General features: G+C 58.8%; 17 protein-coding genes and 21 tRNA genes. 9 read left to right on the top strand and 29 right to left on the bottom strand.

The genetic code is table 11. The features are described from left to right. Window positions 1–189: 189 nt before the first annotated feature. Window positions 190–1,464, bottom strand: coding sequence for a type II toxin-antitoxin system HipA family toxin (locus HNQ60_RS22450; RefSeq protein ID WP_184335029.1), 1,275 nt, complete (start codon window positions 1,462–1,464; stop codon window positions 190–192). After that, window positions 1,464–1,787: a helix-turn-helix domain-containing protein gene (locus HNQ60_RS28385; RefSeq protein ID WP_184335028.1), complete on the bottom strand. Its 324-nt coding sequence runs from the start codon at window positions 1,785–1,787 to the stop codon at window positions 1,464–1,466. The genes HNQ60_RS22450 and HNQ60_RS28385 overlap by 1 nt, the downstream gene beginning before the upstream one ends. Before the next feature lie 332 nt (window positions 1,788–2,119). Here HNQ60_RS28385 and hsdR point away from each other — a divergent pair, with 332 nt between their 5' ends. From hsdR to HNQ60_RS22410, 7 genes are all read left to right on the top strand, one after another. Further along, window positions 2,120–5,500, top strand: a complete 3,381-nt coding sequence (gene hsdR, locus HNQ60_RS22440; RefSeq protein WP_184335027.1) for a type I restriction-modification system endonuclease — start codon at window positions 2,120–2,122, stop codon at window positions 5,498–5,500. A 17-nt stretch (window positions 5,501–5,517) separates the two neighbouring features. Further along, the gene (locus tag HNQ60_RS22435) at window positions 5,518–7,287 is read left to right on the top strand and encodes an AIPR family protein (protein WP_184335026.1); all 1,770 of its coding nucleotides are present in this window, start codon (window positions 5,518–5,520) and stop codon (window positions 7,285–7,287) included. A 38-nt stretch (window positions 7,288–7,325) separates the two neighbouring features. Further along, window positions 7,326–8,798, top strand: a complete 1,473-nt coding sequence (locus HNQ60_RS22430; protein ID WP_184335025.1) for a class I SAM-dependent DNA methyltransferase — start codon at window positions 7,326–7,328, stop codon at window positions 8,796–8,798. Next, a complete protein-coding gene (locus HNQ60_RS28170; RefSeq protein ID WP_184335024.1) occupies window positions 8,795–10,039 on the top strand; it encodes a restriction endonuclease subunit S in 1,245 nt (414 codons plus the stop codon). Before HNQ60_RS22430 ends, HNQ60_RS28170 begins: the two co-directional genes overlap by 4 nt. Before the next feature lie 39 nt (window positions 10,040–10,078). Next, a complete protein-coding gene (locus tag HNQ60_RS22420; RefSeq protein ID WP_184335023.1) occupies window positions 10,079–11,104 on the top strand; it encodes a YaaC family protein in 1,026 nt (341 codons plus the stop codon). A gap of 198 nt (window positions 11,105–11,302) precedes the next feature. Then, a complete protein-coding gene (locus tag HNQ60_RS22415; protein WP_184335022.1) occupies window positions 11,303–12,349 on the top strand; it encodes an N-acetyltransferase in 1,047 nt (348 codons plus the stop codon). After that, on the top strand, window positions 12,327–12,698 hold the full coding sequence (locus tag HNQ60_RS22410; RefSeq protein WP_184335021.1) for an ASCH domain-containing protein: 372 nt from the start codon (window positions 12,327–12,329) through the stop codon (window positions 12,696–12,698). The genes HNQ60_RS22415 and HNQ60_RS22410 overlap by 23 nt, the downstream gene beginning before the upstream one ends. A gap of 901 nt (window positions 12,699–13,599) precedes the next feature. On the opposite strand, the gene HNQ60_RS22405 is transcribed toward HNQ60_RS22410, so the two are convergent. The 27 genes from HNQ60_RS22405 to HNQ60_RS22275 all read right to left on the bottom strand — a co-directional run bounded on the left by HNQ60_RS22405 (window position 13,600) and on the right by HNQ60_RS22275 (window position 21,747). After that, entirely contained in the window at window positions 13,600–14,373 is a 774-nt protein-coding gene (locus HNQ60_RS22405; RefSeq protein WP_184335020.1) for a hypothetical protein, read from the bottom strand. A gap of 101 nt (window positions 14,374–14,474) precedes the next feature. Then, window positions 14,475–15,620, bottom strand: coding sequence for a slipin family protein (locus HNQ60_RS22400; protein WP_184335019.1), 1,146 nt, complete (start codon window positions 15,618–15,620; stop codon window positions 14,475–14,477). Window positions 15,621–16,015: 395 nt separating this feature from the next. Beyond that, window positions 16,016–16,090: transfer RNA gene (locus tag HNQ60_RS22395), tRNA-Val, on the bottom strand. Between the two features lie 195 nt (window positions 16,091–16,285). Then, window positions 16,286–16,393, bottom strand: a complete 108-nt coding sequence (locus HNQ60_RS28380; protein ID WP_221304440.1) for an SEC-C metal-binding domain-containing protein — start codon at window positions 16,391–16,393, stop codon at window positions 16,286–16,288. Between the two features lie 185 nt (window positions 16,394–16,578). Further along, window positions 16,579–17,151: an HNH endonuclease gene (locus HNQ60_RS22385; RefSeq protein WP_184335018.1), complete on the bottom strand. Its 573-nt coding sequence runs from the start codon at window positions 17,149–17,151 to the stop codon at window positions 16,579–16,581. A 15-nt stretch (window positions 17,152–17,166) separates the two neighbouring features. Continuing rightward, window positions 17,167–17,242 (bottom strand) — tRNA-Ile (locus HNQ60_RS22380). Window positions 17,243–17,251: 9 nt separating this feature from the next. Further along, window positions 17,252–17,329, bottom strand: a tRNA-Pro gene (locus HNQ60_RS22375). A gap of 10 nt (window positions 17,330–17,339) precedes the next feature. Beyond that, window positions 17,340–17,427 (bottom strand) — tRNA-Cys (locus HNQ60_RS22370). Between the two features lie 28 nt (window positions 17,428–17,455). Then, a tRNA-His gene (locus HNQ60_RS22365) sits at window positions 17,456–17,532 on the bottom strand. A 14-nt stretch (window positions 17,533–17,546) separates the two neighbouring features. Then, window positions 17,547–17,621, bottom strand: a tRNA-Gln gene (locus HNQ60_RS22360). Between the two features lie 16 nt (window positions 17,622–17,637). Then, window positions 17,638–17,715 (bottom strand) — tRNA-Arg (locus HNQ60_RS22355). A gap of 6 nt (window positions 17,716–17,721) precedes the next feature. After that, window positions 17,722–17,798: transfer RNA gene (locus HNQ60_RS22350), tRNA-Val, on the bottom strand. Window positions 17,799–17,808: 10 nt separating this feature from the next. Continuing rightward, window positions 17,809–17,884: transfer RNA gene (locus HNQ60_RS22345), tRNA-Asn, on the bottom strand. A 6-nt stretch (window positions 17,885–17,890) separates the two neighbouring features. Then, window positions 17,891–17,978 (bottom strand) — tRNA-Phe (locus tag HNQ60_RS22340). 10 nt (window positions 17,979–17,988) lie between these two features. Continuing rightward, window positions 17,989–18,064, bottom strand: a tRNA-Asp gene (locus tag HNQ60_RS22335). A 14-nt stretch (window positions 18,065–18,078) separates the two neighbouring features. Beyond that, window positions 18,079–18,152, bottom strand: a tRNA-Gln gene (locus HNQ60_RS22330). A 5-nt stretch (window positions 18,153–18,157) separates the two neighbouring features. Continuing rightward, window positions 18,158–18,231, bottom strand: a tRNA-Lys gene (locus tag HNQ60_RS22325). Window positions 18,232–18,245: 14 nt separating this feature from the next. After that, window positions 18,246–18,321: transfer RNA gene (locus HNQ60_RS22320), tRNA-Lys, on the bottom strand. A gap of 1 nt (window position 18,322) precedes the next feature. After that, window positions 18,323–18,408, bottom strand: a tRNA-Leu gene (locus HNQ60_RS22315). A gap of 77 nt (window positions 18,409–18,485) precedes the next feature. Further along, a tRNA-Leu gene (locus HNQ60_RS22310) sits at window positions 18,486–18,571 on the bottom strand. A 49-nt stretch (window positions 18,572–18,620) separates the two neighbouring features. Then, window positions 18,621–19,838 (bottom strand): RtcB family protein, encoded by a 1,218-nt coding sequence (locus HNQ60_RS22305; protein ID WP_184335017.1) that lies wholly within the window; start codon window positions 19,836–19,838, stop codon window positions 18,621–18,623. 23 nt (window positions 19,839–19,861) lie between these two features. After that, window positions 19,862–19,945: transfer RNA gene (locus HNQ60_RS22300), tRNA-Leu, on the bottom strand. 6 nt (window positions 19,946–19,951) lie between these two features. Continuing rightward, window positions 19,952–20,027: transfer RNA gene (locus HNQ60_RS22295), tRNA-Thr, on the bottom strand. Window positions 20,028–20,032: 5 nt separating this feature from the next. Continuing rightward, window positions 20,033–20,109 (bottom strand) — tRNA-Ala (locus tag HNQ60_RS22290). A 7-nt stretch (window positions 20,110–20,116) separates the two neighbouring features. Further along, window positions 20,117–20,193: transfer RNA gene (locus HNQ60_RS22285), tRNA-Gly, on the bottom strand. A 62-nt stretch (window positions 20,194–20,255) separates the two neighbouring features. Next, window positions 20,256–20,331: transfer RNA gene (locus HNQ60_RS22280), tRNA-Gly, on the bottom strand. Window positions 20,332–21,081: 750 nt separating this feature from the next. Beyond that, window positions 21,082–21,747, bottom strand: coding sequence for a response regulator transcription factor (locus tag HNQ60_RS22275; protein ID WP_407676464.1), 666 nt, complete (start codon window positions 21,745–21,747; stop codon window positions 21,082–21,084). Window positions 21,748–21,939: 192 nt separating this feature from the next. On the opposite strand from HNQ60_RS22275, the gene HNQ60_RS22270 reads away from it, so the two are divergent. Then, window positions 21,940–22,329, top strand: a complete 390-nt coding sequence (locus HNQ60_RS22270; RefSeq protein WP_184335015.1) for a response regulator transcription factor — start codon at window positions 21,940–21,942, stop codon at window positions 22,327–22,329. A gap of 126 nt (window positions 22,330–22,455) precedes the next feature. Further along, window positions 22,456–25,091, top strand: a 2,636-nt coding sequence (locus HNQ60_RS22265; RefSeq protein WP_184335014.1) for an ATP-binding protein, incomplete at its 3' end; no start/stop codon positions are given.

Genomic DNA, 25,091 nt, shown 5'->3' with positions numbered 1-25,091 from the left:
TCGCCAATCGAGTCTAACGATTTACGCGCTACCGAGGCTGCAGCCAACCGTTGATACAGTCAACAGCGAATTAGCCATAATGCGGACAGCGTATTGCACGTGAACGCAGCAAGTCAGATGGTCTTAGTGCGGCGACATCGCGTGTCAGCATGAGTATTGGGCGTGAGCCATCCTGAGATGGCCAAGTGATCACTGGACTCGTGACTGCTCTGCGAGCGAGAAGGCGGGCCGCATCAGCTCCTGCTGACGCTCAGGGATTCCCAGTGCCTTTGCCTCCTTCGGCCAGCGCTGCACTGACTTCTGGACTTTACCAATGATGTCGCGGGCCCGATCTATGCGCAGTCCGTAATACTCCGCCGCGGATTCGGCGACGTCGAGGCTCAGCGTCGCGTTTGTTTCGTCAACTGCGAGACTTAGCTGGCGGCGCTGAGGATTTGGATTGATGTCAAAGATGGGGGAAAGAACGACACCAGTGCCGCCGACAATAAAGCCATGGTTGCGAAGGTGGTCGTCAGTGTTCGAGATGCAGATGCTGAACACCACGCGCCGGAATAGCTCCTCGCAATCCGCTTGCGTCTGCGCTCCACGAGATTGCATAAGATCAACTAGCTCGAGATAGCTTGCATCATTGTCGCCGTCTGAGCGCTGAAGAAGCGTCATTGCGGAGACGAATGCGAGACGACTGCCCTTCGGTGTTCGATCGAATCTTTGCGCAATGAATGTGTGTCCATCCGGTGTGAAGCGAACCGTCCGGGTAGGTGGGACGCGAATGCCTGCGTTCTTTGCGAGTGCGTGGGCGACCATTTCCCATGCGCCTACATCCCATTCATCCTGACCACTTGGGAACTTGGCAATGCACAGCTGGCCATGCTCATCGAGCACCGATGCCTTCGGGCGCGCGCCGCCTAGCGAGCTGCCCGGTGCGAGCAGCTGATCTAGCGCCGCCTTTAGGCTGTTGTCATCGGGGGCGCGGTCCTCCTCGATGACACGAGCGGCAGCTTGTAGCTCACGAAGCGAGGCTAGCGGCGGAGCCTTGTTTGTCGATGAGTCATCAAGAAACGGCGAGTCCAGATGGGCTCTGAACCGCAGTGCTCCCAGTCGTGAGAAGTCGTGAACGCCGAGTAGGTAGTCCCATTCCATCAACGTACGTGCGGGTCGTTTCTCTTGTGTGGCCAGCAGTGCTTCGCGACGTTGCATGAGTGTGCGGCCCCATCGATCAGGCGCTGAGTCCATGAAAATTCCGAACTGGGCGCGGCCAGCGGATGGATATGTTCGGCCTGGTGCGGGGAGCAGGTCGGGATCGAGGGCGATCGGATCGCGACGCGTGAGCCAGTCGGGATCAAACTCGAACGAATACACTTCGCCGCCGCGCGCAGTCTGCCGATGCAGAATACCCATTCTGCGTTGACCGAGGTCTTCGACATCCAAGATGACGTCGACTTGCTGAAGTCCGCGGCTGCTCATCACGGACTCGCTTTCTTCCGTTGCGCTCGCCGTGGCTGCTTGAGAGCCATGTCCTGTAGACGTCTGCCAAGCTCATCATCCTTTGCGATGAGGGCGAGGTCGGTCTCGAGTCCCAGTGCCTGTAGAACGCGTGCATAGATGCCGATCGACACGGCGGGGTCGCCCTGTTCAACGCGGCCGAGTGTTTTACGGGTTATGCCTGCGCGTTGAGCGATTGTTTCAGCGGCGTAGGCACGTCGCAGCCGGGCCTGACGTAGGCGATCGCCCAGGGTCGCCAACTCGCGCTGGATACGGGGCAGGATTGTCGGGGTGGTACGCGGCATAATGGGTAATAAATTACCCAAATTAAGCTAAGATGTCCAATATATAACCCATTGGCGATGCCGCTCCTAAGGCGCTGCTAGATCGAGTGTGAGAGCAGCACCCTTGCAGCGACATATAGATAGGCGTCGGGGCCGCTCGCGACAAAGGGTATTCGCAATTCCTGGCGCGGAGGTGCTGCTAGCGGCCTGGTCCAGCATCGGTTACTTCAATCGCGCAGTTTCCCCGGTCGACTCGAGTGCCATATGGAAGTATCTTTGCGACTCGGATCAATGAATTAGAACGATAAAGCGGGCTGAATCCTAGGCTTCCAGAGCCAGGCCAGACGGGACGCATGGCAGGGGCGAAGACGCACATCTCGAACTTCTCGCATCTGGCTGTCCATGACGAACAGCTGGCGAGGCTGGGCGCGCTCGCCGAACACTACTTCCCTGACGATCCCAACACCTGTCTGCTGAAGCTGCGACAGCTCGGCGAGCTGCTCGCCCAGGACATTGCTTCCCGGTTCGGTCAGATGCCAACCATCGAAGAGAAGCAGGTCGATCTGTTGCGTCGGCTGCAGGCGGTTGGCGCTGTTCCTCGCGAAGTGGGCGACTTGTTCTATCAGATCCGCAAGGCAGGCAACGACGCGAGTCACGGCCTGCGCAACGATCACGGCACCGCCCTCGCTGCGTTGAAGGTCAGTTGGCAGCTGAGCGTCTGGTTTCATCGCACCTTCGGTAGTGCCAGCTTCAAGTCTGGGCCGTTCGTCCCTCCGCGTGCTCCAGAGGACGAATCGGCCGCGTTGGGCGAGGAGCTCGATCGGCTGCGTTCCGAGTCGAAGCAAGTTCGCGAGCAGCAAACTCTCGTTGCCGCGCAGGTCCAGTCGCTGGAAGCGCAACTGAGGCAGGCGGAATCCGATCGATCGATCTGGGAGCAACTTGCCACCGAGACCGAACGGGCGAACGCAGCGTTGCAGCGCAAGTTCGCCGAGCAACAGGCCGCGGCCTTCGCCGCACCGGCTCAGCAGGTACGCGATCTGGTCGCGGCATCCAACACAGCAGCGAAACAGATCGAGCTCGATGAATTCGAGACCCGTCGCAAGATCGATCAGCAGTTGCGCGACGCTGGGTGGGAAGCGAACAGCGAAGAACTCGATTTCCGGAAGGGCGTTCGCCCGCAGGCCAGTCGCTATCTCGCCATTGCGGAGTGGCCCACATCGAGCGGACCGGCGGACTACGCACTGTTCGACGGCATGCAGCTCATCGGAATTGTCGAGGCCAAGCGCGATCGCAAGAGTGCTGCATCAGCGTTGAATCAGGCAAAGCGGTACGCGAGGCACATCAGCCTCGTCGAAGGCATGAAGGCGCCCGAATCCTGGGGCGACTATCGAGTGCCGTTCGCGTTCGCAACCAACGGCCGGCCGTATCTGGAGCAAATCAAGGAAGCATCAGGGATCTGGTTCGCTGACCTGCGTACCGGCGAACCCGACCGCGCGCTCAACGGCTGGTACTCGCCACAAGGCTTGCGCGATCTCTACCGTCAGAATCGCCAACAAGCTGAGATCCAACTCGACAACATCGGTTTCGACTTCGGCTTCGAAATCCGGTCTTACCAGCGCAAAGCCATCGAAGGCGTCGAAGCCGCTATCAAGGAAGGCAAGCGCTCGGCGCTCGTGGCGATGGCCACCGGCACAGGCAAGACGAAGACCTGCATCGGCCTCGTGTACCGCCTGCTCAAGGCGGGGCGATTCCGTCGCGTGCTGTTCTTGGTTGATCGATCCGCGCTCGGCGAGCAGGCGGAAGATTCCTTCGGCGAGACGCGCGTAGATACGGTCCAGACATTCGCGGATACGTTCGGCGTTAAAGGGGTCGATGCGACCACGCCGGACACCGCAACGCGCGTTCACATTGCGACGGTTCAGGGGATGGCGCGGCGTGTTCTGGGCGATCCCGACAAGGCTCCGTCCGTGGATACGTACGATTGCATCGTTGTGGACGAGTGTCATCGCGGCTACCTGCTCGATCGGGAGATGTCGGAAACCGAGCTGACGTTCCGCGATGAAAGCGAGTACATCTCGATTTATCGCCGCGTCCTCGATCATTTCGACGCTGTCAAAGTGGGGCTGACAGCAACTCCGGCGCTGCACACCACCCAGATTTTCGGGGATCCGGTGTACGTCTACACATACCGCGAGGCTGTCCTCGATGGGGTGCTGGTCGACCACGAACCGCCGATCCTCATCCAGACGGAACTCTCGCAACGAGGTATCGAGTACAAGCAAGGCGAGCAGGTTCAGGTCTACAAGCCCGAGACCGGCCAGGTCGACCTGTTCCATACGCCTGACGATCTCAAGTTTGACGTCACGGAGTTCAATCGCAAGGTCATCACCGAGTCATTCAACCGGGTCGTGATCGAAACGCTGGCGGAACGGATCAGTCCATTCGGCCCTGACAAGACGCTGGTCTTTTGCGCTACCGACGATCATGCGCAGATGGTGTGCCGGCTGTTCCGCGAAGCCTATGCGCGCCACTATGGCGCCGACTTTCGTAGCGAGATGGTGGAGAAGATCACGGGCAGGATCGACCAGCCGCTCAAAATGATCCGCCGCTACAAGAACGATGCGTTCCCCGCGATTGCCGTCACCGTCGACCTTCTCACCACGGGCATCGATGTGTTGCCGATCGTGAATCTCGTGTTTCTGCGCATGGTGTCGAGCCGCATCCTGTTCGAGCAGATGAAGGGCCGCGCCACGCGGCGTTGCGACAGGATTGGCAAGGAAGCTTTCCGCATCTACGACGCGGTGGGGGTGTGCGAGAACATGCGCCACGTCTCGACTATGGAGCCGGTGGTCCAGAATCCCTCGATCAGCTTCGCCCAACTCGCGAATGAGCTGCAGCAGGCCGATCCACTACCGGACGCGCAGCAACTGATTCGCGATCAGTTCGTCGCCAAGCTCCAGCGTCGCGCTAGGGGCCTGACGGAGGAACAACGGCAAGTATTCACAGAGCGTGTAGGCAAGAGCGCCGCCGAGGTGGCTACAGCCATGCACCACTGGTCGCCGACACAGTTGCGCGAATGGCTCGGCCATCATCAGTGGGTTCCCGAATGGCTGGACGCGGTTCGTTCTGGGAAGGGAGGTCGCCTCGTGATCTCTCAGCACGAGGACGCACTCGTATCCGTCGAGCCCGGCTATGGCAGCGCCGAGGACTATCTCGCGTCCTTCACCGAATGGGTTCGCTCTCACAGCAACACCGTGCCTGCGATCATCGCGCTCACTACCCGTCCTCGCGAGCTGAAGCGCAGCGACCTGAAGGACCTGGCCGTGCGCCTGCAGATCGACGGCTTCGATGAACGCGCGCTGGCCGATGCCTGGAAGCGCAAGACCAACCGCGACATTGCGGCCAGTATCCTTGGATTCGTGCGACAGGCGGCGTTAGGCGATGCGCTCGTACCATTCGACCAGCGCGTCGACGATGCGCTCGCCGCTATCCGCTCGAGACGCCAGCTCACCCCCATGCAGACGCAATGGCTCGACAAGCTGGGCAAGCAGCTGAAAGCGAACGTCGTCCTCGATCGTGACACCATCGATCAGGGCGCACTGAGCACGCAAGGTGGATTCCGACGCATCGACAAGGAATTCAATGGCGGGCTGACCGAAGTATTGGCTGAACTGAATGAAGCCGTATGGTCGCCCCCCAAGTTGCGCCGCGTAAATGATCAGGGGGACCGATGAGCAGAGGTCAGAGTGCAATGAACGTTGCAGATAGGCTCAAGAAACTGGAGCGAGAGATAGAGGACTTCGCTGCACAGAATCCTTCGCTTGCTCCTGACAACCAGTTTGTGGCGTGGTTTCTGCGCGCATATCTCACGGATAGCGACCCTGCGGCCTTGGAGAGTGTTACCGGCGGCTCTCGCGACAAGAGTGTGGATGCGGTTTTTATTGATGATCGGGCGCAGGTTGTTTACCTGGTTCAAGCGAAGTACCGGCGAAAGAACTTTGGAGTCCCTGAGTCTCGCGCTTCCGTAATCGATTTTGCGAATCTCGCTAGTGTCGTTTCGGACCCCGATGCTGCCGAGTTCTCTTCCTATTTGAAGGGGATGGAGCCCAACGCCGCTGAGTTGCTGAAGTCTGCGCGTCAGAGGGTGGCCCGAAAGGGATATCGCGTAGTGCTGGTGTTCGTCACCCTGGCTAAATGTTCCGATGCCACGGAGCGGGATGCGAGGCAAACCGTGAGGAGGGCTGGCGGCGGATGTTCCATAGAGATACTGGACGGAACGCGATGTCTTGTACTGCTGCAAGACTACCTTGATGGAGCAGCGCCTCCCATCCCGACGCTTGACGTCCCAATCGAAAGTGGCCCCGGGGTGAAAGTCAATGGTGTTTTGCAGCGGTTTGATTCGAAGAACAACATGGAATCCTGGGTTTTTTCTGCATCGGGGGATGCCATAGCTCACATATTCGAGGTAGGCGGACGACGATTGTTCGCCCGGAACATACGTGGCTTTCTCGGGGAAGGGACGTCGGTCAATGAAGGAATGAAGCGTACGCTTGCAGCCGAACCGGACCAGTTCTTCTATTACAACAACGGGATAACCATCATCTGCGATCGGGCTGAGAAGGTTAGTCACCGGGGCACCGATGTCATTCGGGTACGGAACCCTCAAGTCATCAATGGCCAGCAGACTTCAAGGGTGCTGGCGGAGGCAGCTACAAATCGGGCGGCCAGCGTTCTTGTTAAGGTTATTCAAGTGCCTCGTGATCCGCTGAAGGACGGAGCTTCTTTCGATGGGCTTGTGGGTCGAATCGTGCAGGCGACGAACTGGCAGAACGCAATAAAGCCATCAGACCTGATGGCTAATGACCGGCGACAGCTGGAGATTGAGAAGGAATTGAGGCGTCGCGACTATTTGTACGCCCGCAAGCGGCAAACAAAGGGTGAGCTGAGGGCACAAGTTCGAGGCAAAAAATACTTGGTCATAAACAAGGAGGAGCTGGCGCAAGCGGTCGCCGGTTGCGAGCTTGACCCAGTCATCGCGCGATCTGGCAAGGACAATCTTTTTGTCGAAGGTGTCTACGATGATGTCTTCCCAAACTCGAAAGCTGAGTTCTACCTTCCGCGATACTGGTTGTTCAAAGAAGTCACGAAGGGTGCCCGCCATGCGCCCCAGCGTGGGTACACGAAGTGGATGGTGCTTGGGTTCGTCTGGGACAAGCTAAGAGGCAAAATTCGACGCGATAGAGAAATGTTGAAGTTCGTCGAGATGTGCCGGTGTGAGAGAGAAGCGTTGCTCAAGCCACTGGGCCGCCTTATTGGGCTAACCTATGTGCAGGCTATCGCGTACTACCGGGCGAATCGCGGAAGCGGAGACTCGGAGCAGGATATCTCGTTGTTCTTTCGAAGTAAGAGGGGACGTGACAAAGAGTTCCTGCGGCACTGGGCTACGTGCCCTGCGAGCTATAGTGAACGCGTAGACAAAGAGCTTGGTCGCATTGCCCGAGCTATCCAGCTCAGTCCGTAGTCAACTTGCATGCTTTCCCAATACATACTTAGGACGAAATGAACCAAGTCACCCAAGACATCGGCCAGAAGCTCTGGAACCTCTGCAATCTGCTGCGCGACGACGGCGTCACCTACCACCAGTACGTCACCGAACTCACATACCTGCTGTTCCTCAAGATGGCCAAGGAAACTGGCCAGGAAGAGAAGATCACCGCGAAGTATCGGTGGGACGTCGTCGAAAAGAAGGCGCGTGACGCTGACCTCGACGGCTACAAGGAAATGCTCCTGAACCTTGGCCGCACGACCAACGTGCTGGTCAAACAGATCTTCGCCAACGCCACCACCGCCATCCGCAAGCCCAAGACCTTGAGCGAACTGGTCAATGCCATCGACGAACTCAACTGGTACAGCGTCGACCGCGAACAGATGGGCGACCTATACGAAGACCTGCTCGAACGCAACGCCAGCGAAAAGAAGTCCGGCGCCGGTCAGTACTTCACGCCGCGCCCTCTGATCGACGCGATGGTCGCCGTGATGCAGCCGGGCCTCGATGACGTGATCCAGGATCCCGCCGCTGGTACTGCGGGATTCCTCATCTCGGCATGGCAGTACATCAGCAAGCATCACGACCTCGACAGCCTCAAGGTCGAGAAGATCCAGAAGCTGCGACGCAACTTCCACGGCATGGAGCTGGTGCAGGACGCGCATCGTCTCGCGCTCATGAACCTGATGCTGCACGGCTTCGAGCATGTCGACGGCATGCACCTGGGCGACACGCTCACCGACGAAGGCGCAAAGCTCCTGCCGTCCGCCAATCTCATCCTGACCAATCCGCCCTTCGGCACCAAGAAGGGCGGAGGCGTGCCCTCGCGCAGCGACTTCGTCTTCCTCACCAGCAACAAGCAGCTCGCCTTCGTCGAACACATCTACAAGAACCTGAAACCCGGCGGCCGCGCCGCCGTCGTCGTGCCCGACAACGTGCTGTTCGAAGGCAACACCGGCGTCGACATCCGCCGCGACCTCATGAACAAGTGCCACCTGCATACGATCCTGCGCCTGCCCACTGGCATCTTCTATGCGCAGGGGGTGAATACCAATGTCCTGTTCTTCACCAAGGTGTCGGAAAGCGCGGTCGACAGCACGAAGGAAGTCTGGGTCTACGACCTGCGCGCCAACATGCCCGCATTCGGCAAGCGCACGCCGCTCACGCGCGAACACTTCAAGGAATTCGAGAGGGCGTTCGGCAAGGATCAGTGCGGTGAACCGAAGAGCCTGGCGAAGCGCAAGGACGAAGGCGAGCAGGGCCGCTTCCGCAAGTTCACGCGCGAGGAGATTGCGAGGCGCGGCGACAGCCTGGATATCGCGTGGCTGCGCGATGAGAGTGAAGGCAGTGGCGAGGAATTGCCCGAGCCGGCCGTGCTGGCGCGCGAGGCGATGGCGGAGCTGGAGGGGGCGATTGGGGATTTGAGGAGAATATTGGTGCAGTTGGGGGAGGAAGAGGCATCAGAGGTGGGTGAGGTGGTGGCGTGAGTTCGGCTGCCTGGAACTACCAACCACTCGGGGATGTCGCCGAACTGATCACTGGGCCGTTCGGCAGTTCGCTCAAGAAGCACGACTATGTGCTCGGCGGCATCCCTATCATCAATCCAATGCACATAGAGCGTGGTCGGCTCGTTCCAACACCGGCTATGACGGTGTCGCCAAAGACCGCTTCGCGACTCGACACCTTTCGGTTGCATACGGGCGACGTGGTCATCGGGCGGAGGGGCGAAATGGGCCGATGCGCGGTTGTTACAACGGAAAACAACGGCTGGCTCTGCGGAACGGGCTCGTTGATCGTCAGGCCGAGTCGGGATGTCTACGCTCCATACTTACAGCGCTTCCTCTCCAGTCCTGAGGTTGTGGCAGTCCTGGAGGGCGCATCAGTCGGATCGACGATGGTCAATCTCAATCAACGGATCATGCGGAACCTTGAGGTTCCGCTTCCGCCGCTCGCGGAACAAAAGCGCATCGCCGACAAACTCGACCGGCTGCTCGCCGCCGTCGACACCTGCAAGACCCGCCTCGACGCCATCCCCGCCATCCTCAAACGCTTCCGGCAATCGGTGCTCTCGGCCGCGACGAGCGGGGAGTTGACGGAGGGGTGCGCGTCACTCGATGAATGGGAAGAGGCTGAATTCGGCGACGTGCTCATTGAACTGCGAAACGGGCTATCTCCTAAACCGCGCGAGCAACCGCCGGGTACCCCTATCCTGCGGATAAGCTCAGTAAGGCCGGGCGAAATAGATCAGTCAGATGTTAGATACCTCGACGCAGACGATGAAACCATCGAACGCTACAGGCTTCGGCCCAAGGATCTGCTATTCACGCGATACAACGGGACACTCGAGTTTGTTGGTGTTTGCGCGATGTACCGCAGGCATGCGTCGACGATTCTCTATCCTGACAAGTTGATCCGGGCGCGCGTCGACACAAGAAAGGTACTGCCCGAGTTCGTCGAGTTGTGGTTTGCAGCACCCAAGCAGCGTTCGGCTATCGAAAGTCTCGTTCGATCAAGCGCCGGACAGAAAGGGGTTTCTGGCGCCGACTTGAAACGCCTTCCCATTCGACTTCCGACGTTGAGGGAGCAGCAAAGGATTGTTGCATTTGTAGCGTCCGCTCTGGAATCCGCGGCGGCTGTTGAAGCGAAGGCAGCAGCGGGGAGTGTGCGATCAGAGCGGCTAGACAAAGGCCTCTTGAGGATAGCCTTCTGCGGAGACCTCGCCTCATGAGGGCGTCAGGTAACCCGAGAAGATCGTTCAGGGTGGTTCATGCCGGCTCATAAACTGCACATCGCGGGCAAGCTAGTGCGCTTGCACGGCTCCTTGGCAGCTCCGGATTTCCGAACACAGCGTGTCCTCTGCTCAGATCCCTGGGATTTTGTCGCGCTGTGGCTAAAGCGCGAGCACAAGAAGGCCGCCTTGTTCTATTGGGAGCAGTCACGTCACTTTTTTGAGGCGTCTAGTTCATTGCCGGCCTTGTCTGCACCACTGACTTCGTACTACTGCTTCTTGAACGCGACGAAGGCCTTGCTTTCATCCAAGGGACAGGTGTTCACCGAAAGCCACGGTGTAGGAGGTAGATCGAAGGCCGGCCATAAGTCACTCTCCAATGAGATCGTCGACTTCCAGGGAGGCGGGATACTCCCAGCGCTGTGCGCTTACCTGGAGGAGCCAAATAATGCGGGAAAGGATTTCACGCTTCAGGATCTACTTTGGCAGATGCCATTTATTCATCGCGCATACTGCCTCACGTACAAAGGTGCAACTGAGCTCTTTATTCCGCTGAAGGACAACTGCTTCATGCGGCTGGATGACTCGAAGGAAGCGTGGTTTCAGGCGGAAGTGGATCGGCGGTATGTGAACGCACACACTACGCGAATGATTCAACCTGGCTTCGAGCTTTTCGAGCTGGAGCAGAAGTACTATATCCGTCGCAAACGTCGATTCAGATGGTCGGGCCGCGCCGTCGAGACGAGCATCACCAAGTTCAAGAAGTACCACAAGACAATCAGGCGCCGGATCATTCCGATCTATTCATCCGAGAACCGTTGGTACTTAAAGAAGTCAGTAGCGGGTCACGGCAAGCTTGTGAACTCACAGATGGTCCTTGTGTTCGCGGCCATGCATAGACTGAGTGAGCTCAGCCGATATGATCCCGTCGCATTCGCCGGTCACTTCAATGTCAATCACAACTGGCTTCTGTCTGAGTTCATCCGTGCGGCGCCCGCACAGTTCGTCTATGGCATGGCTTCCGAAATCACCGGTTTGGAGTTCATTCGCCCAGACGCCTTCTGAAATGGGCGATGGGGTAGGAGATAGATCGCTTTCTGAATGCAGGCGCTTCGAGGTTGGGTCTCTGCACTCTGCGATCCTTGCTGCAAGTAATGTCGCTCGCGATCCGCGATGGTTTTTTCAGGAGAATTCAGCTTGACAGACGAGGTCGAACTTTCGGTCTGCATGTGTGGTCACCGAACCTCTGGGAGAAGGTAGGCAATGGCACTGAAACGAAAGAAGTTCAAAGAGATCAATCTGGCGGATGCGTTCTTTGATTCGCTGAAGGCGGACTACAAGGAGTTCGGCGAGTGGTTCGCCAAGAAGGGCGAGCACACAGCATACGTTTTCCATGGCGAAGACGAAGCCATCCAAGCGTTTCTGTACCTAAAGGTGGAAGAGGATGCGCTGGACGATCTGACGCCTGGCCTGCCCGCTGCCCGTCGCCTGAAGGTCGGAACAATGAAAGTCAATCCACACGGAACTCGAATGGGCGAGAGGTTGGTGAAGAAGATCTTCGATCACGCCGTCGAGGAGAACGTGTCACAGATGTATGTGACAATCTTTCCGAAGCACGCCGCCCTCGTGGCACTCTTTCGCCGCTACGGCTTTGCGAAGATCGCTGACAAGCATACGGCCAACGGATCCGAGGATGTTCTTGCCCGTAACCTCAATAATGAATCCAAAGACATCCTTTACCGTTATCCCTCGGTATCGCTCTCATCTCCGGCCTATCTTCTGTCTCTATATCCGGTATGGCACACACGCTTGTTGCCGGATTCCATTTTGAAGACAGAGAAGGCAGCGATCATCGAGGATGTCTCGCACACCAACAGCATCCACAAGGTTTATCTTGCCGCTATGAAAGGGATGGACGTGCTGAAGGCGGGTGATCTGCTGATGATCTACCGGACCAACGATGGTGCTGGTGCGGCATACTACCGTTCCGTAGCGACTTCAATATGCGTCGTGGAGGAATACAGATCCATTCACTCGTTCCGTAACGAAAACGACTTCCTGAGTTACTGCCAGTCGTACAGCGTATTCACAGATGAGGAACTGACTTCCTTTTGGAAGTATAAGAAGTACCCACACGTCATTCGGTTCACGTACAACATTGCGATGCCGAGGCGAGTAACGCGAGGAGAATTGATCGATTCAGTGGGTCTAGATGCGAACGCGTATTGGGGCTTCATGCCCATTACCGGCAACCAACTGAGAGCAATAGCTGACCTAGGGGAAGTGAATGAAAGTCTTATTGTCGATTAAGCCTGAGTACGCGGAGAAGATTCTGAACGGTGAAAAGCGCTTCGAGTTTCGCAAGTCCATCTTCCGGAATGAGCGGGTTTGCACGGTTGTCATCTACGCCACCATGCCTGTGGGGAAGGTAATCGGCGAGTTTCGAGTGTCATCGATCATCGAGGCGCGTCCAAGTGCCCTTTGGAAGCGAACGTCGCACGCGGCAGGGATATCAGAGCAGTATTTCAAGGAATACTTCGCAGGTAGGACGCGTGCCTATGCGATCGGCGTTGATCAGCCGAAGCGCTACAAGAAGCCTATTGAACTCAGCAGGCTCATCGAGCGGGCGGTTCCGCCGCAATCGTTTTGCTACGTGTGAGCAGGGGATTCGACTGATTTCGGGCCGGGAAACGGGAATAGAGTTCGAACAGCCTCGACTTGTGAGGAACCAGCAGAAGCATGGAAACTCAAGTCCGCACCCCTCAGATGATCTTCATTCAGCCCCAACGCTGATCGTCCCTTTGTTCAAGCGCCCTTAAGTCTGGAACGAAGAGAACCAGAGCGCGGGGCATCTAGTAGCAGCATCGACCGAGAACTTCGAACGATAGTGCGACGCGCAGACAAGGAGACGAAGGAGCGCCTGAAGCGGTCGGCGCCCCCACAGCCCATCTGATATTTAGCCCAGAACCTAGCGCCTGATGTGCCGAACACCTGATTGCAACGTCAGTCACCCACACGTGGCGGCCAATTCGCTGACTGACAAAGAAATCCAGCTGTGAGGCCGCAACCAACTCCCGACCACCTGATCGATGCCGCAGGTGATTACAGCTGGGAGACGAGGGGAACCGAGAAGTGCGAAAGCACGTCAGTCTTCAGACAATCCGACGCAAAGTCCCGACCACCTGATGCCACCGAACACCTGATGTACTCGGAATTTTTGTGGGGAAATTGTGGGACTCGACCCTGATTTACGATGCTTCCAGCGGGCGATTGCAACGGGCGCCGCGCGGAATGATTTGCTGAAAAATCGATTCGAATCAGCGAGCTGCCCGCGTTGAGCTTCTCTGGCACTTTCAGCCGAAAAATCCCCTGATTTCAATTTGTAATCAGAGGGTCGGGTTCGAGTCCCTTAGCTGCACAATTTGCTCAAAGCAGATCAGTCGCTCGACGAGCTAGCAACCTTGGGGATTCTCTTGGCAAGCCTCAGAGTTGTAGCGAGCCTCGAGTAGAACTGACATCGCGGACCCTATCTCCTCGCGAGTCCCTCCCGCGTGCCAACGTCATCGCAGACCGTAGGCAACGAGCTCGCGCTTGGAAAGTTGCCGCTTGCTGACCCCATACCTGTTGCGTACTCCGTACACACGCTCCCGCTCGTCCTCGACCCCATCGTCCTGCCACACCTCTCGTCTCAGAATCGCGTCGTATCGCTTGTCACGAATCGTGTGCGTCACCCGACGACCCTTGACCACTACCTCCCTGGTCCGTGCCGGAGGTACGACGCTGGTCGTCACTTGAAACCAGATCCTCTCGAGGAGATGCAGCTGCGTGTCTTTGTCGATCGTGCGACGGCGCGTGGCGATATCAGCCAGCGCGCGTTTCACGTCCTCCAGGCGTTCACGGCGCCAGGCGCGATACCATTTGTTGATCCGGATCAGGCCGGATCGCGGATCGACATACAGTTCCTGGTGCAGCGCGCCGTCGTCCGGCCAGAACCTGTAGCGCTGCGCCAAGTCGATCAGCTTTCCATCGCGTAACCCGACCTTCGTTGCGATGAAATCATCGATGTGCTGACGGATGTGCTGTTGCACTGTGTTGCGGCCATCGATGCCGGCGCAGATTTCGCTGAACACCTTGTTCCATGGGCGCCCCACCTGCGCCCGCAGGTATCTGCGCAGCGGTGCGAGGTTCTCATTGAGACCGCGATAGCCGTAGCCCGCACGCATGCCCAGTGATGCGGGTCCGTCGAAGTCATTTCGGCGTCGTGCCGCGGCGTTATAGCCAGACTGGCCGCGTCGCGGCCGTTCGACGATGACCTTGTACATATCTTCACGCATAACTACTCCGATGATTTGTGTTTTGTGAGTGTGATACCTCGCTGTTCCAGGAATGCCCGGCCACCATCGGCCGGGCTTCCGTTTCGATGCTCGAGCGCTCTTTAGTTCGAGGGAACGTTGATTCGCACGACATCCTTGAGCACGCCGTCGAGGCCGCCGAAGACGGTGAGCTTGTCCACCTTCTCCGTGACCTTCTCCAGCGTTTCCAGCTCCTTGAGACGCAGCAGCGTCGGATTCTCATCCATGAGGCGCGCCGTGTTCAGGAGCGAACGCGTTGCCGCGGTCTCTTCACGACGCTTGATCAGGTTCGCCTGTGCAACCTTCTCGGCTTCCACGACGCGGTTGAGAATTTCCTTCATCTCACCCGGCAGGATCACGTCCTTGATGCCGACGCTCGCGAGCTTGATGCCGTGCTGCTCGATCTTGCCGCGCGCCGACGCCTGGATCTCGCGATCCAGGTCGCCCTTGGCGCCCAGCAGTTCATCGAGCGTGCGAGCACCGATCGCCTCACGCAGCGCGAACTGCAGTTCCTTGTAGATGTACTCCACAAAGTTCTGCAGGATCGCACGGGCCGTGATGACGTCTTCCACCTGCCATAGGGCAGTGAGGTTGATGCGCAGGCTGACCTTGTCCTTCGTCAGGATGTCCTGACCCGCGACTTCCATGGTTTGCACGCGGCGATCCACGAGCTCGAACTTGATCGTGCGCTGGAACTTCCAGAACACGTGCAGGCCCGGCTCGAGCAGCTTGACGAACTTGCCGTCCACGATCAGCAGAGCGACCGAGGTATCCGGCACTTCGATCGAGCTCACGGCCTCCGTAGCCTGCGCCAGTAGCGGCTGCTTCGCGCGAGCGAGCAGCTTGGCCACCGGTGCCGCAACTTCGGGTTCACCCGCGAGATCGATCTTCTCTACCTTCACCTCAATCGGACCCTTCCAGTAGAGCTGACGCTTGCCCGGTGCGAGCAGGCCGGCGAGCTTGCCGTTCTTGTAGACCAGGCCTGCTTCGGTGTCCGTCAGTTCGACGATGTCGAAGTGCTTCTCAATCGTCTCGCGCGCTTCCTTCACCAGGAAGTCAACGCGCGCGTGTTCGAACTCCGGGACCGTGAGGTCATAGAGCTGCGCCTGGGTGTCGCTCATCGGCGCGATGAGCCAGTGCTTGCCCGGCTCCAGCACACCTGCAAAGGTCTTGTTCTTCCAGACCAAGGCACGTTCATGCTGGGCGACTGTGATTCGCTTCATTGTCATGTCGTTTCTCCTTCTTGTTTCATCGCCCAATGCCGCCACTGGCCCATCCAGCGACAGCAATTCTTGAATAGGTCCGAAGCCACCCCGCACCTACCGCACGGGGATCGCGGTCAACGTGTCCGTCGCCGGCGAGAACACGATCGTCATCGTTCGCGCCTGCCTGGCACGAACGCTTCTTCGACCGCCTTCGCGCCTGACCGGGCGCACGTCGAACATCGACGCACAGGCGTGGTACGCGCTGCGATGTGATCGATGCCCACTTGCGTGAGCACGATCAGGGATCGCTGGGGCGCCTCGGATGCGAGGCTTGCGCCTCGCGGTGAGGATGCATCTGGCATCCACGGGGGATTCGAACCCCGACCTTTCGGCCTTACCAGTAACGACTTATCAGGTCGTTGCAATAGAGGGAGTCGAACCCTCGACACAGCAGTTGTGAGCTGCTTGCTCTATCCAGACTGAGCTACATTGCAGTGGTGGTTGTGGTTGCGTCTGACGCGGGTACACCCGGACAGCAGCGCTGCCGCGTGCCAGTGTGGTTCGAACCACAACCGCTGGCGTCAAACGTAGGCCAGGACCTCGGTGACGATGGGCGCGCGTGGCGCCCATCAGAATTCTTGAAGATCGAGTACAGTTGCGGATGGCGGCAGAGACTGCAGCCATCCGCTTCATCTCTCATAGTGGTGACGGCCGGAACCGTCGAAGTGCCCGGACTTCAGGCAACAATTCTTGAATCGCTGTCCAGAGTCGCAAGGGCATGGGTCATTGCGACCCAGCTTCTCGAATCAACTCCTTGTCTCCGTGCACGATGCGCGTGCCTCGCTTGACGCGGCTTTCGGATGGATAGCCGTTACGCCGCTTGCTCATCACTTCGAAAGAACTCCGACGGAAAATAGTTGGAGTTACGCATGACACTTCTCCTTGATTGTTTGCAGGGGAGGGCGGGCCCCATTGCCCGCCCTCAGGTTGCCAGGTGCATTCGCGAGTTCTTCGGCACGCCCTGGAGCAGGAACTCCATCTGGTCGGCCAGGATCTTGCGGTTGCTCAGGATGAACGCCTCGTAGCGGTTCGGCACGTACGGCACATAGTGCAGCTTCATGTTGGCCGTCTCTGGCGTGCGATCAGCCTTGCGGTTGTTGCACGCCTTGCAGGCGGTGACGAGGTTCATCCAGGAATCTTCGCCGCCCTTCGAACTCGGCACGATGTGCTCCATGTCGAGCTGGTCGAACCGGAACCGCTGGGCGCAGTAGGCGCAGGTGTAGCGGTCACGAGCAACCAGCATCTCCTTGGTCAGCGTCGGTACCTGGTTGAAATGACGGACCATGAAGTCCTTGCCCTTGATGGCAATGATCGAGCTGGCGCAGATCGTCGACTGCACGCCCGTCGAGCGCTGTGTGCCACCGTGAAGCACGAACTCGTTCGTGCCGATGGCCCACGCGATCATGTCGGTGGCGTAGTAGTGCGCGGCGCTGCGCACGTTGATCCACCGGTGCGGAGCGCCGGCGACGTCGAGCGCGAGAATGTGCGGACTCATCGGACCCTCCTTTGTTGGTGTCCACTTCTGGGTTCGAACCAGAGACCTCTCGATTATCGGTCGAGTGCTCTACCAGCTGAGCTAAGCGGACGGATAGAAATGGTCGGGACTGTGAGATTCGAACTCACGACCCCCTGCGCCCAAGGCAGGTGCTCTGACCAGGCTGAGCTAAGTCCCGAATGAAAGCGTGGAGCACTCGGTCAGATTCGAACTGACGTGGAGCTTGCGCTCACTGGTTTTGCAGACCAGTGCCTTCAGCCGCTTGGCTACGAGTGCATGGAAATCGAAATCGTCCATGATGATGTGGGGTGACGTGTGGGGTTCGAACCCACGACCTCCGGATTCACATTCCGGGACTCTGGCCGACTGAGCTAACGTCACCATCGAAAGCGATCTGGATGGGAAGGTAGGTCTCGAACCTACGTTGCCGGAGTCAGAATCCGGTGTCCTGCCGACTAGACGACTTCCCAACTCATTTCACTTTGGTGGCGCGACGTGAAGGAGTTGAACCTTCGACCTCCGGCTTCGTAAACCGGCGCTCTGATCCAGCTGAGCTAACGTCGCTTCGATTGGTGCACGCACTTGGGATCGAACCAAGGACTTCCGCTTTGTAAGAACGGCGCTCTGGCCAGCTGAGCTATGCGTGCGTTCAAATGGTGGCTGGCCAGACAGGGCTCGAACCTGTGACATCCTCGGTAACAGCGAGGCGCTCTGCCGACTGAGCTACTGACCAAGAAAGTGGTGCACCGAGCAGGTTTCGACCCAGGTCATCGTCATGGGACCGCCTGGGCTTCAACCAGGCGCTCTACCTACTGAGCTATCGGTGCGCTAAATATTTGGCGCCACGTACGGGACTCGAACCCGTGACTCCTCGCTAGACAGGCGAGCACTCTGGCCGCTGAGTTAACGTGGCACTGCAATCGCTCATGGCTGGGGCTCCAGGATTCGAACCTGGCTTCTCGCGTTCAAAGCGCGATGTCCTGCCGCTAGACGAAGCCCCAAGTGCTGGTGGGCTCGGAAGGGATCGAACCTTCGCCGTCCGGTTAAAAGCCGGATGCTCTGCCCTTGAGCTACGAGCCCTCTCAAGGTGATGTTGGTGGACCGTGAAGGAGTCGAACCTTCAACCTGCCGGTTAAGAGCCGGATGCTCCGCCAGTTGAGCTAACGATCCATGGTGCGCCTGGCCGGAATCGAACCGGCACAACCTTCGGTCACCGCCTTTTGAATGCAGCGCGTCTTCCAGTTTCGCCACAGGCGCAAGTCATGTGGTGGGCGGGGGAAGGTGGAAGCAGAGTTCTGCTACCGAAGCTTGTTTATCGAAAGGAGTCAGGAAAGTGGTCCCTTCCCCCGGACTCGAACCGGGACGTCCGCAAGGACACTGCGTTCTGAGCGCAGCGCGTATGCCGTTCCGCCAGGAAGGGATCATCAGAAAGGAGGAAGGGACGCGGTCCGTGCATCCCTTCCTCGATATCAACCCTTGATGCACATCACTTGCTTCAAGGCATGGACGACCTCGACGAGATCGGTCTGTGCGGCCATCACGGTATCGATGTCCTTGTAGGCACCCGGAATTTCATCCAGGACACCTTCGTCCTTGCGACATTCAACACCAGCCGTCTGCGCTTCGAGGTCCGCGAGCGTGTATGCCCGCTTTGCAGCGCCACGGGACAAACGACGGCCTGCACCGTGCGAACAGGAGCAGTACGCGTCCTCGTTGCCCTTGCCACGCACGATGTACGACTTGGCACCCATCGATCCGGGAATGATCCCGAGTTCGCCGTTCCGAGCCGACACCGCGCCCTTGCGCGTCACCCAAACCTGCTGGCCGAAGTGCTCTTCGACATTCGCATAGTTGTGGTGACAGTTGATGGCGCCTTCGAACGTTGCGACCTCGCGGCCGAACTCCTCACGCAGCGCCAGCAGCACGGCATGCATCATCAGCGCACGGTTGTGAGCCGCGTAGTCCTGAGCCCAGCGCAATCCCTCGATGTACATGTTGAACTCGACGGTTCCTTCGTCCAGCCAGGCCAGGTCCTTGTCCTTGAGGTGCGTTTCCTTCGCCTCAGCGATCTTTCGGGCCATATGGATCGCACATTCCCCGATCGTCTTGCCAATGTTCCGGGACCCGGAGTGCAACATCACCCACACATCGTTCGACTCGTCCAGGCACAGCTCGATGAAGTGATTACCCCCGCCGAGCGTTCCCAACTGTCGGGAGACGCGCTGATGATCGAACTTGCCGATCCTTTCCATGATCGACAGATCGTCATATCGAGCAGACAGCTGCTTGCCTGCATTCACCAGACCGCGGCCGCGCAGTCCATCATGCAGCGGGTTGACCGGTGCATCGTGATGGTTGAATCCGACCGGCACGCGAGCCTCGATGCGCGAACGCAGGCGAGCGAGCGAATCCGGCAGGTCATTGGCCTTCAACTCCGTGCGCAGCGCAATCATTCCGCAGCCGATGTCCACACCGACCGCGGCCGGGATGATCGCCGCCTTCGTAGGAATCACCGAACCTACAGTTGCTCCCTTCCCGAGATGCACGTCCGGCATCACTGCTACGTGTCCGGCGAGAATCGGCAGCCGTGCGATGTTGCGCAGCTGGTTCACCGACTCCCAATCGATATCGACGCCCGAGGTCCATGACTTCAGGTTGTCGATCTTCGTCATTGCCTCGATGCTCATGACATTCTCCTTGTTGAAAAATATGGTGCCGATGGTCGGACTCGAACCGACAGGGCTTGCGCCGCCAGCCCCTCGAACTGGTGTGTATGCCGTTCCACCACATCGGCGTAAATTGGTGCCCGCAGTCGGCATCGAACCGACGACCTGCCGCTTACAAGGCGGCTGCTCTGCCAGCTGAGCTACACGGGCGAAGTTGGTGGACCTGGTGAGACTCGAACTCACATCCATCTGCTTGCAAAGCAGCGGCTCTGCCAATTGGAGCTACAGGCCCGAAGGGCTGGTGCGGACGAGGGGGCTCGAACCCCTGACCTCGACGTTGGCAACGTCGCGTTCTGCCAGACTGAACTACATCCGCATGATCGACTAAGATGCCCGTTCGCTCGCAACGCATCGGGAGCAAGAACGTGCATCAAGGAATGGGGCGGAAGATGGGAATCGAACCCATAGCCTCGAGTTTGGAAGACTCGCGCTCTGCCAATTGAGCTACCTCCGCAAATTTCGTAAGCGAGTGAGACCCTCACGCGTGAACGTGCTTCAAAAATTCTCACTTGCTCCTGGGCTCTCACCCTCGAACTCGCCGCAGATCTTCAATCGCGTGTTTGACGCGCAGACCGATCCCGCTCGCCTGCCAAGTTGATATACATGGGCAGGCGCGTGTGCGAGACCTTGGGCGAGAGCCCATGATCAAACCAAGTTGTTAAACAGCGACCTGTGACGAGCTTGCGTCGCAGGGGAAACGCACGCGCGAACGTGCGAATCCGTGCGGACAGGACACTTGGGGGTTTTGGACCGATCCCGATGAATCTCGGGTGGTATTTGGCTCCCACATCCCATTTCTGGGTAGTGCCCCGTCCGGCTTATGCCTTCGGGGCTCGGGAGCTCAGAAGGCGGTCAGACGGCGGGTTGGGTCCCGGGTTCGCGACAATCTTTCGCGAACGGCAGCGACCCGCTACCCAGAATCGACGGGCAGCCGAGCGCGGCGCGATTCGTATCGCGTAGCGTTCTAAAGATGGCTGTGCCGTTCGACAACATGGAAGTCTCTTCTCTCTTCGATTGCAGCTTTCGCCGCACAAAACTACTGGAACGGCGGGAAGCCTAGCGGCGAACAGTTGCGTTCGCAACTATTTTTGTTGTGACGATGTTCAAGAAGGCAAGGTAAGCGCGAGCGCTACATAAGGTAGAGCGTGGTTCCCATCTGAATCGCTGCGGCTCGCTGAACCTTCGTTGCGTGGGCCGAAATGGCTCACCTCCCATCATCCTTGCCTTTCGCCGACACCTTCAACCTGTCGACCATCCGGCAGAGTTCCGCGAACGACGGCGCCTTGATCTTCCGCATCAGATTGCTGCGATGAACCTTGATGGTCGTCTCGGTGACACCCATGTCGCTCGCAATCTGTTTGTTCAGCCGGCCTTCCACAATCTGAAAGAGAATCTCCCGCTCACGAGGCGTGAGAACTTCGAATCGCGCTCGAAGGGCGCTCAGGGATTCCTCGTTTTCCCGCCGAGAGCTGTCGCGGGCCAATCCGACATTAACTGCGTCCAGCAGGTCCTGATCGCGAAACGGCTTCGTGAGAAACTCAATGGCGCCACCCTTCATCGCCTGAACGGTCATCGGAATGTCGCCGTATCCTGTGATGAAGATGATCGGCAGATCGATGCTGGCCTCCGCAAGATCTCGCTGAAAGTCCAGGCCGCTTCGCCCGGGCAGGCGAACGTCGAGTACAAGGCAGGTCGGTGCGTCGGGAAGTTCGGATGACAGAAAATCGGCGATGGACGCGAATAGACGCGGCTGCAGGTCTACTGATCGCAACAGTCGTCCGAGAGATTCGCGGAACTCGGCATCATCGTCGATGACGACGACGCATGCGCCGGCATCCGGCGCAGGCTTGGCCCGCGAACGAAGATCCACGGTGGTGCCCTCTATCCCCAGCACATTCCCGCCCTTGTTATATGAGTCTAGCTTCACCTTAGCCCCTTGCCCATGCCGCCGCTCTAAACCAAGGCTTAGGGTGTCATTGTGGTTACAGGTGTCATTCTTGACGCAGAGGTTCTGCACATACCGCGGTTGCGCGGCATTTCGGCTGCGAGGCCAGAGGGCGTGTTGTCCCATCCATCACTGATCGCGATCGTCGATGATGACCGATCGTTTCTCGACTCGATGAGGAGACTCCTCAAGTCGTTGGGGTACGATGTTGCTGCTTATCCATCGGCCGCCCACTTTCTCGCATCGTCCCGGCTAGCCTCCACCGATTGCCTGGTGGCCGACGTCCAGATGCCGCTGATGACAGGGGTGGAACTGTTCGAGCATCTGCTGGCTACCGGGCAGTCGATCCCCACGATTCTCGTCACTGGCTATCCGAACGTTCACACCGAAGAACGCATGCGGACTCTGGGCGTCGAGTGCTATCTGCGCAAGCCGCTGGATGAATCCGCATTGATCGGGTGCCTGCGGTCCGCCTGCGCGCGCCGTTTGGGCACATCTTCAGAGTAGTGATTTTCGGCAGACTTCTTTCATGGAGCGTTCCTGGCCCGCGTCTACGGGGATACCATGCCAGTGCTCTGCGACCCTGGTCCATGCGACAACACGAACACGAAGCAATGGCGGTGGGATCGGACGATGCGTCTCAGCAACCCGCAATTGATCGAGTCGGTGCCTGCAGGAGCCGAGATCCTGTGGCATGACACGGAGCGCGCATTCTGCAAGTTGCGGGGCGATGGCGGGAGCAGTGGCGGGTACGCGTTCATTCCTGTGCCGCCCGATGCCGACTATCCGACGGTCGAGGGTCTCAGCCGGCTGACCCGCGAATACGAACTCAAAGATCACCTCGATGCTTCATGGGCTGTTCGCCCGCTCGAGCTGGTTCGAACGGACGGGCGCACGATGCTGATCGTCGACTACGCCGGCGGCGAGCCGCTCGATCACATCGTTCAAGGCCCCATGGAGATCGGCAAGTTCCTGCGACTCGCCATCGGCATGTCGGGTGCACTCAGCCGATTGCATGGACGCGGCGTCATCCACAAAGACATCAAGCTCGCCAACGTGCTTGCGGACGCCGACACAGAGAAAATCTGGCTGACCGGGTTCGGCATTGCCTCCCGACTGCCGCGCGAACGGCAGCCGCCGGCGCCGCCCGAGTTCATCGCCGGAACGCTCGCCTATATGGCCCCGGAGCAGACAGGGCGCGTCAATCGCTCGATCGATTCCCGCAGTGATCTCTACTCCCTGGGCGTGACGTTCTACGAGATGCTCACCGGTGCGCTGCCATTCACTGCAGCGGATCCGATGGAGTGGGTGCATTGCCACATCGCAAGGCAACCGCCGGCACCGATCGAGCGGCGCGCCGATCTGCCGCAATCCGTGTCTGCGATCACGATGAAACTGCTTTCGAAGACAGCGGAGGAGCGATATCAAACGGCGGCGGGAGTAGAAGGCGACCTGCGACGGTGTCTGCTGGAGTGGGAATCACAGCGGCTGGTCAGCGATTTCGCGCCCGGTGTGCGCGAAGCCCCCGATCGACTCAACATTCCCGAGAGGCTGTACGGTCGCGACGTCGAGATCGACACGCTGCTCACTGCATTCGATCGCATCGTGGCCGGTGGCCGTCCCGAACTGGTCCTTGTGTCCGGATACTCCGGCATCGGTAAATCCGCGGTTGTGAATGAACTGCACAAACCGCTCGTGCCGCCCCGCGGGTTATTCGCCTCCGGAAAGTTCGATCAGTACAAACGGGACATTCCATATGCAACGCTGGCCCAGGCGTTTCAGAGCCTGGTCCGGCCGCTGCTGAGCAAGAATGAGCGGGAACTGCAGATCTGGAGCGATGCGTTACGCGAGGCGCTGGATCCGAACGCTTCGTTGATCGTCGATCTGGTTCCGGAACTGAGGCACATCATGGGCGAGCAACCGCCCGTGCCGGAGCTTGCACCGCAGGAAGCGCAACGTCGTTTTCAACTGGTCTTTCGCCGGTTCATCAGCGTGTTTGCCACGCCCGAGCATCCTCTGGCCCTCTTTCTGGATGACCTGCAATGGCTTGACGTAGCGACGCTCGACCTGCTGGAAGACCTGCTGACGCAGCCGGATCTTCAGAACCTGCTTCTCATCGGGGCTTATCGAGACAACGAAGTCAGCGCCACACATCCGCTGATGCGCAAGCTTCAGATCATGCGGCAGGGCGGCGCGACGTTGCGGGACATCGTCCTGGCGCCGCTCACGCGCGACGATCTGGAGCAGCTTCTCTCAGATTCATTGCGATGCGAACCCGAGCGAGCTGCGCCACTGGCGCATCTGCTCCACGAAAAAACGACCGGCAATCCCTTCTTCGCCATCCAGTTCATCGGGACGCTTGCTGATGAAGGATTACTGGCCTTCGACTACGTCGGCGGGCGCTGGGAGTGGAATCTCGAAAGCATTCGGGCCAAAGGCTACACGGACAATGTCGTCGAACTCATGGTCGGAAAGCTGGCGCGGCTGCCCGCGGCAACGCAGAAAGCGCTCCAGCAGTTTGCGTGCATGGGCAACCGTGCGGAGTTCGGCATGCTCAGCATGGTCTACGAGGAATCGGTGGACCGACTTCATGGCCATCTCTGGGACGCGGTTCTCGCAGGCCTGATCTTCCGGTCTGAAGATTCCTATCGATTTCTGCACGACCGGGTGCAGGAGGCGGCGTATTCGTTGATCCCGCAGCAGCAGCGTGCCGCAGCGCACTTGCATATCGGCATGCTGCTCGCAGAGCACACGCCGGCAGCACACGTCGAAGAGTCCGTCTTCGAAATCGTCAACCAGCTGAACCGTGGTTCCCATCTGATTGCCTCCACTGGGCAACGCGAGCGCGTCGCGGATCTCAACCTGATCGCCGGTCGGCGCGCGAAGGTATCGACGGCCTATGTCTCGGCGCTCAAATACCTGAGGGCAGGCCGTGCGCTTTTGGGAGAAGAGACCTGGGATCAGAACTACGGACTCATCTTCGCCATCGAGTACCTGATGGCAGAGTGCGAACTGCTCACGGCTGACATGATTGCCGCGGAGGAGAGGCTGTCTGAGCTCGCACGTCGTGCGCGGAACCGCCACGACTACTGCGTGGTCACGCGATTGCGACTCACCCTTTACACGACGCTTGACCGTAGCGACCGCAGCGTCGATGTGTTCCTGGAATGGCTCCGTAAGCTCCCCCGTCAAGGACACAACTCCAAAGTAGACTTTCCAGCGCTTGCTCGCCTCGGCATGAAGGTGAGGGGCGGCACCCGGCCGAGGCT

Source organism: Povalibacter uvarum, assembly GCF_014202975.1.
Lineage (GTDB): Bacteria > Pseudomonadota > Gammaproteobacteria > Steroidobacterales > Steroidobacteraceae > Steroidobacter > Steroidobacter uvarum.
Note: the sequence above shows the minus strand (reverse complement) of the source record. Positions and strands in the feature narration are given on the sequence as shown.

Excerpts from the sequence above, each read along its gene's own strand:
- HNQ60_RS22450 (WP_184335029.1), bottom strand. The coding sequence starts at position 1,464 with ATGAGCAGCCGCGGACTTCAGCAAGTCGACGTCATCTTGGATGTCGAA.
- HNQ60_RS28385 (WP_184335028.1), bottom strand. The coding sequence starts at position 1,787 with ATGCCGCGTACCACCCCGACAATCCTGCCCCGTATCCAGCGCGAGTTG.
- hsdR (WP_184335027.1), top strand. The coding sequence starts at position 2,120 with ATGGCAGGGGCGAAGACGCACATCTCGAACTTCTCGCATCTGGCTGTC.
- HNQ60_RS22435 (WP_184335026.1), top strand. The coding sequence starts at position 5,518 with ATGAACGTTGCAGATAGGCTCAAGAAACTGGAGCGAGAGATAGAGGAC.
- HNQ60_RS22430 (WP_184335025.1), top strand. The coding sequence starts at position 7,326 with ATGAACCAAGTCACCCAAGACATCGGCCAGAAGCTCTGGAACCTCTGC.
- HNQ60_RS22420 (WP_184335023.1), top strand. The coding sequence starts at position 10,079 with ATGCCGGCTCATAAACTGCACATCGCGGGCAAGCTAGTGCGCTTGCAC.
- HNQ60_RS22415 (WP_184335022.1), top strand. The coding sequence starts at position 11,303 with ATGGCACTGAAACGAAAGAAGTTCAAAGAGATCAATCTGGCGGATGCG.
- HNQ60_RS22410 (WP_184335021.1), top strand. The coding sequence starts at position 12,327 with ATGAAAGTCTTATTGTCGATTAAGCCTGAGTACGCGGAGAAGATTCTG.
- HNQ60_RS22405 (WP_184335020.1), bottom strand. The coding sequence starts at position 14,373 with ATGCGTGAAGATATGTACAAGGTCATCGTCGAACGGCCGCGACGCGGC.
- HNQ60_RS22400 (WP_184335019.1), bottom strand. The coding sequence starts at position 15,620 with ATGACAATGAAGCGAATCACAGTCGCCCAGCATGAACGTGCCTTGGTC.
- HNQ60_RS22385 (WP_184335018.1), bottom strand. The coding sequence starts at position 17,151 with ATGAGTCCGCACATTCTCGCGCTCGACGTCGCCGGCGCTCCGCACCGG.
- HNQ60_RS22305 (WP_184335017.1), bottom strand. The coding sequence starts at position 19,838 with ATGAGCATCGAGGCAATGACGAAGATCGACAACCTGAAGTCATGGACC.